Origin of the sequence: Stenotrophomonas sp. TEPEL (genome assembly GCF_004348785.1) — a bacterium.
Lineage (GTDB): Bacteria > Pseudomonadota > Gammaproteobacteria > Xanthomonadales > Xanthomonadaceae > Stenotrophomonas > Stenotrophomonas indicatrix.
Genome location: NZ_QQXJ01000001.1, coordinates 3,174,031 through 3,179,799 on the forward strand (window position 1 = coordinate 3,174,031; position 5,769 = coordinate 3,179,799).

The 5,769-nt window shown below is 67.4% G+C and carries 6 protein-coding genes; 3 read left to right on the forward strand and 3 right to left on the reverse strand.

What is annotated here, in order from left to right; genetic code table 11:
- Positions 1-601: 601 nt before the first annotated feature.
- From hda to TEP_RS14480, 3 genes are read right to left on the reverse strand one after another with little or no spacing between them, the layout of a single operon-like run.
- On the reverse strand, positions 602-1,309 hold the full coding sequence (gene hda, locus TEP_RS14470) for a DnaA regulatory inactivator Hda (protein ID WP_132826550.1): 708 nt from the start codon (positions 1,307-1,309) through the stop codon (positions 602-604).
- A complete protein-coding gene (locus TEP_RS14475) occupies positions 1,309-2,481 on the reverse strand; it encodes an AI-2E family transporter (protein ID WP_132825741.1) in 1,173 nt (390 codons plus the stop codon). Before TEP_RS14475 ends, hda begins: the two co-directional genes overlap by 1 nt.
- A complete protein-coding gene (locus TEP_RS14480) occupies positions 2,478-3,605 on the reverse strand; it encodes a DUF2066 domain-containing protein (RefSeq protein ID WP_240790711.1) in 1,128 nt (375 codons plus the stop codon). The genes TEP_RS14475 and TEP_RS14480 overlap by 4 nt, the downstream gene beginning before the upstream one ends.
- 112 nt (positions 3,606-3,717) lie before the next feature.
- On the opposite strand from TEP_RS14480, the gene purM reads away from it, so the two are divergent.
- Genes purM through TEP_RS14495 form a run of 3 tightly spaced genes read left to right on the forward strand, consistent with a single transcriptional unit; the run spans position 3,718 to position 5,715 of the window.
- Complete coding sequence (gene purM, locus TEP_RS14485) at positions 3,718-4,776, forward strand: phosphoribosylformylglycinamidine cyclo-ligase (RefSeq protein ID WP_132825743.1); 1,059 nt, start codon at positions 3,718-3,720, stop codon at positions 4,774-4,776.
- A gap of 22 nt (positions 4,777-4,798) precedes the next feature.
- Positions 4,799-5,296 (forward strand): hypothetical protein, encoded by a 498-nt coding sequence (locus tag TEP_RS14490; RefSeq protein ID WP_132825744.1) that lies wholly within the window; start codon positions 4,799-4,801, stop codon positions 5,294-5,296.
- Positions 5,293-5,715, forward strand: coding sequence for a hypothetical protein (locus tag TEP_RS14495; protein ID WP_132825745.1), 423 nt, complete (start codon positions 5,293-5,295; stop codon positions 5,713-5,715). Before TEP_RS14490 ends, TEP_RS14495 begins: the two co-directional genes overlap by 4 nt.
- Positions 5,716-5,769 lie beyond the last annotated feature (54 nt).

The window sequence follows — 5,769 nt, forward strand, 5'->3', positions numbered from 1 at the left end:
CTGCATGGCCCACCCGCCCGACCTCTGACAGTCTGCGTGGGCGTCCAGCCACGGAAAAGAAGGAAAAGCNNAAGCGGGTCGCTTCGCTGCGCTTGTTCCGGTGACGACCAACGGTCGTCACCCACCACAAGCAGAGAACGTCGGATCCAAGGCAGTCCTTCCTGGGAAAGTCTCATCCACGCATGGCGTGGATCTACTTGTCGCCATCCATGGCGCCAACGACCTCTGGCAAATTCCGTGCGCGTCCAGCCACGAAAAAGAAAAAAGAAAAGCAGAAGCGGGTCTCTTCGCTCTTGTGATGACCAACGGTCGTCACCCACCACAAGCAAGACACGTGTCGACCAGGGTCGACACCCACCAACAGCAGTGCAGAACGCCGACACGGCAGATCGCGGGAACCTGTCGAAGGCGGGGTGGCTCAGGTTGCGGGGGCGTGAGCGCCATGGATGGCGCGACCGAGGCTACANGGACGTANTTGCGCCGTCCCCCGCAACCTGAGCCACCCCGCCATCCCTCGGATAGCCAGCTTTTGCTGTTGACGTTGACGCTGCCCTGGCTTCGGCGGGTGCAGGGCGCAGCCCTGCCTAACACCCAACACCCCTCAGTAACGAGGACGGCCTTCTTCCAGCACCTGGCGCAGGAACGGCACGGTGATCCGCCGCTTCGCCGCCAGCGATTCGCGATCCAGCCAGTCCAGCAGCGTGATCAGCCCACCCAGCTCGCGCCCGGTGTGCGACAGCAGCCACTCGATGGCGGCCTCGTCGATCGCCAGCCCACGGCGCAGCGCGCGCTCGCGCAGCACCGCCGCGCGGCCTTCCTCGTCCAGCGGCTGCAGCAGCACGCGCACGCATTGGCCCAGGCGCGAACGCAGGTCCGGCAGCACCAGGCCCAGTTCGCCCGGCGACTTCTGTGCGGTGTACAGCACCGTCACGTCGGCAGCGCGCGCGCGGTTGTGGAAATCGAACAGCGCGATTTCGTCCTCACGATGGCCTGCCACCGCATCCAGGCCATCCAGCGCCACCAGCTCGCGCTGCTCGAGCCCTTCCAGCGCCACCCGCACCCGGCCAACCGCACTGGCCAGGGGTACGTAGGTCGGCAGGCGCCCGGCCTGCTCGGCGCTGGAACACATCGCCAGCGCCTGGTGGGTCTTGCCGGTGCCGGCCGCGCCTTCCAGGTACACCCAGTCGTGGCTGGCCCCTACCGCGATGGCATGCAGCTGCGCCAGCGCGCCGTCCGGCGCGCCGATGAAGCTTTCCAGCCGCTGGTCCCGCGGGTAGTGCAGGGCCAGCGGAAGTTGCGGCACACCAATCACTTCAGTTCCGGACCCTTGTCATTGCCAGGCACGATGATATGGGGCTGGTCGATCACACCATCAAGCACGATCGTGGGCTTCTCGCCGGCGTACAGCTCACTCTGGCGGTAACGCTGGTGCGCATAGCGCAACAGCACATTGCTGACCGCCGCCACCGGCAGCGCCAGCAGCATGCCCAGGAAGCCGAACAGCTGGCCGCCTGCCATCACCGCGAAGATCACCGCCACCGGGTGCAGGCCGATCTTGTCGCCAACGATGCGCGGGGTCAGCACGTAGCTCTCCAGCAGCTGGCCGACGGTGAACACCACGCCCACCAGGATCAGCAGTTTCAGGTCGAACCCCTGCGCCTGTACCAGCGCGGCCACGATCGCCATCAGGATGCCGGTAGTCGCGCCCAGGTAGGGAATGAAGCTGATCAGGCCGGCGATCAGGCCGATCAGCAGGCCCAGCTTGAGCCCGACCAGCGACAGGCCACCGGCGTAGATCACGCCCAGCGCCAGCATCACCAGGAACTGCCCGCGGATGAAGGCGCCGAGCACCTCGTTGGATTCACGTGCCAGCGTGGTGATCGTGCCGATCTGGTTGCGCGGGATCACCGATGCCACGCGTTCGACCAGCTTGTCCCAGTCACGCAGGAAGTAGAACGCCAGGATCGGCAGCAGCAACAGGTTGACTACCCAGGTCACCACCGTGAAGCCCGAGCGCGAGACGTAGCCCATGAAGGTCGTGGCGAACCCGCCGGCCTGCTGCCAATGGCTGCGTACCCATTCGATCACACGGTCCGGATCCATCCACTGCATCACTTCCAGCCCGGTCTTCTGCTCGAACCAGGGAATGCCCTTTTCCATCAGCCAGGCCTGCGCCTGCGGGGCCGCGGCGATCAGGGTGCTGATCTGGCGCTCGATCATCGGCACCAGCACCAGCAGCAGCGCGACAATCACCAGCACCATTGCCACGAACACCAGCACCACGCCGGTCATGCGCGAGCGGCCGGTGTCTTCGATGCGGTCCACCAGCGGGTCGCCCAGCCAGGCCAGCGCCAGCGCCAGCACGAACGGCGTCAGGATCGGCGCCAGCAGCCACACGACCCAGCCGATCAGGCCGGCAAGCAGGATGAACTTCAGCCGCCGCAGGAACTGCGCGATTTCCGCTTCCGGGGACAGGATCATCGCAGGCGGTACTCGTTGCTGACCGGTGCCGGTGCCGGTGCACCTGTCGTACCGTCGATCGGCGTCGGCAGGGCCGGCAGCGTCGCCGACGGCACCAGCACACCGTTGTCGCCAAGCATGCGGTTGAAGCCGGCCAGGCCGGTGGTCATTTCCAGATTCAGTTCCAGATGGTCGGCGCTCGCGCGCAGCGGGGTGACGTTGCGCACCACCGCCACTTCACGCAGGCCCGCGGCCAGGCGCAGGTAGTCGTCGGCGCTGTTGATGCCGGTCACCACCACGCGGTAGGTGCCCGCCTGGCCGGTGGCCGCACCAGCCTTGGCATAACGCTTGACCAGCGCGTCGGCAGCGCCATCGGCACCGGCGGCCATCGCGCGCATGGCGTTGGCGTCCTTGCTGGTCCACTTGTTCAGTTCCCGGCCGTTGTCGACGAACACCCAGTCCGCCTGCCAGCCGCCATTGGCGCGGTAAAGCTTGCCGATCAGCTGCATCGGCGGCGAATAGCGCGACGAGGCCCGGGCGACAGCGGCGCTGTCCTGGCGCCAGATGGCACCGGCCAGGGCCTGCTCGGCGGCGCCACCACTGGGCAGGCCGAGCTTGTAGCCGCGCTCGATGGCCCGGCTCAGCAGCGGCCGCGCAGCATTGGCCTGCTGCACGCTGACCAGGCGCGGACCACTGCCGTCGTCGACGGCCAGCCACAGCACCGGCTTCGGCCGGGGCTGCGGCCACAGCGGCAGGCCCAGGGCCGACACCAGCCCGTCCACGTCGTCCTCGCGGAAGCGTGCGACCAGCAGGGTACGGAAGCTCGGCGCACCGCTGGCGCCCACGCTCTGGTCCTGCTTGTAGTCGTAGCTGGCCACATAGTCCTTGGCATTGCGCAGCGCCTGGACCACGCCGGGGCGGGACATGACGCTGCGATCACCGGACAATTTGCCCAGTACCACGCTCAACGCGCGGGCAAGCGCACCGTTGCGGTCAGCCTCGGCTTGGCTGTTGACGGGCACTTCGGCCTCGTACGCACCACTGGCAGTGGCAACATCCCCCTCGGTTCGCATGCCGCTCTGGGCCATCGTGGCCACCGGCAGGCACAGCGCAAGGAGCAGGGTCAAAAACAGGCTGCGGCGCATCAGGACATCCATTGGCTCGACGTATCCGGGGGGAATTGTTGCCCGAATACGGCCTTTGCGCCAATGCGGCCTGTTAAAATCGGCGATTCAACCCCTGCCAGCGCCGACGCCCGTGACCAACAGCCCGTCTTCCGCCCCTTCTCCCCTCACCTACCGTGACGCGGGTGTCGACATCGACGCCGGCAACGAACTGGTCGAGCGGATCAAGCCCCTGGTCAAGCGCAGCTTCCGTCCGGAGGTGATGGGCGGCCTGGGTGGCTTCGGCGCCCTGTTCGACCTGTCCAACAAGTACCGCGAGCCGGTGCTGGTGTCGGGCACCGACGGCGTCGGCACCAAGCTGAAGCTGGCCCACCAGCTGAACCGCCACGATACGATCGGCATCGACCTGGTCGCCATGTGCGTGAACGATGTGCTGGTGCAGGGCGCCGAGCCCTTGTTCTTCCTGGACTACTTCGCCACCGGCAAGCTGGACATCGACACCGCCGCCGCGGTCGTGGGCGGCATCGCCAATGGCTGCACCGAGGCCGGCTGCGCCCTGATCGGTGGCGAAACCGCCGAGATGCCCGACATGTACGCGCCGGGCGAGTACGACCTGGCCGGCTTCACCGTCGCGGCCGTCGAAAAGAGCGAACTGAAGGACGGCGCCAATGTCGCCGCCGGCGACGTGCTGATCGGCATCGCCTCGTCCGGCCCGCACTCCAACGGCTATTCACTGGTCCGTCGCATCTATGACCGCGCCGGCCGCCCGGCCGAGCTGGAACTGGAGGGCGGGGTCAAGCTGGTCGATGCGCTGATGGCCCCCACCCGTCTGTACGTCAAGCCGATCCTGTCGCTGCTGAAGTCGCACGGCGATGCCATCCACGGCATGGCCCACATCACCGGTGGCGGCCTGACCGAAAACATCATCCGCGTGGTGCCCGAAGGCCTCGGCCTGGACATCCAGGCCTCGTCGTGGACCCTGCCGCCGGTGTTCCAGTGGCTGCAGAAGGAAGGCGCGGTGGCCGACAGCGAGATGTGGCGCACCTTCAACTGCGGCATCGGCTTCGTGCTGATCGTCGCTGCGGACCAGCTCGACGCCGTATCCGCTGCGGTCAAGGCGGAAGGCCTGGAGCACTGGACGATCGGCCAGGTGGTCACCGCCCAGGGCGGCGAACGCGTCCACATCGCCTGATCCACTGGACAAAGGAACCCGCATGGACGCACCTCCTCCCTTGTCGACGCCGCCGGCTCCGCCGGTGCTGCCGCCGAACCCGGCCGTGCCGGTGTTCGGCCCGCAGGACGCCACCCAGCTGCGCCAGCTGGCGATCGGCCACTATGTGGTCGCTGGCCTGATGGCGGTGTTCTCGCTGGTCTTCGTCCTGCACATCGTGCTGGGCATCGCCATGCTGTCCGGCTCGCTGCCGATGAAGTCCGGCGGTGAACCGTCATCGCCGGAAGAGCAGCAGTTCGTCGGCTGGCTGTTCACCGTGATGGGCGTCTGCATCGTGCTCGGCGGGCTGACCCTGGCAGGCTTCGTGGCCTATGCCGGCCGCTGCCTGTCACAGCAGCGCCGCTACCTGCTGTGCATGATCGTGGCGGGGCTGGCGTGCCTGTTCACCCCCATCGGCACCATCCTCGGCGTGTTCACCCTGGTCGTGCTGCTGCGTCCGCAGGTGAAAGGCGCCTTCGCTGGCCAGGCGGGTGTGGCATGAGCGATGGAATGAACCCACCGCCGCTGCCACGGCAGACCCTGGCCGACCTGCAGACCGCAAGCCACCTGCACAACCTGAAGATCCTGTTCTACGCGCTGGCCGGCTTCCATTGGCTGGCAGCGCTGGTGTTCCTCGGCTTTGTCGGGATCGTCGCCTTCGAACGCGGAATGGACGACGGCGCCGTGCTGGCGACGGTGTACGGCGCGGTGTCGCTGCTGGCCATCGGGCTGGGCTTCCTGCAGCTGCGCACCGCGCGGCTGCTTGGCCGGCGCAGCCACCTGGCCTGGTGTCGCGGCGCGGCCTGGGCAGCGGTGATGGCAGGCCCACTGGGCATGGCCCTGACCGCCTACGCGGTGTATTTCCTGCGCAAGCCGGAGATCGCCGCACTGTTCGACCGCGGCGACCACGTCAGCGTCTGAGCTGGCAAGCGCATGTTCCGTCTCTTCTGCTGATCGCCCCGACATGTCCACGCC

Coding starts and splice junctions, on each gene's coding strand:
- TEP_RS14475 (WP_132825741.1), bottom strand. CDS start 2,481: ATGATCCTGTCCCCGGAAGCGGAAATCGCGCAGTTCCTGCGGCGGCTG.
- TEP_RS14480 (WP_240790711.1), bottom strand. CDS start 3,605: ATGCGCCGCAGCCTGTTTTTGACCCTGCTCCTTGCGCTGTGCCTGCCG.
- TEP_RS14490 (WP_132825744.1), top strand. CDS start 4,799: ATGGACGCACCTCCTCCCTTGTCGACGCCGCCGGCTCCGCCGGTGCTG.
- TEP_RS14495 (WP_132825745.1), top strand. CDS start 5,293: ATGAGCGATGGAATGAACCCACCGCCGCTGCCACGGCAGACCCTGGCC.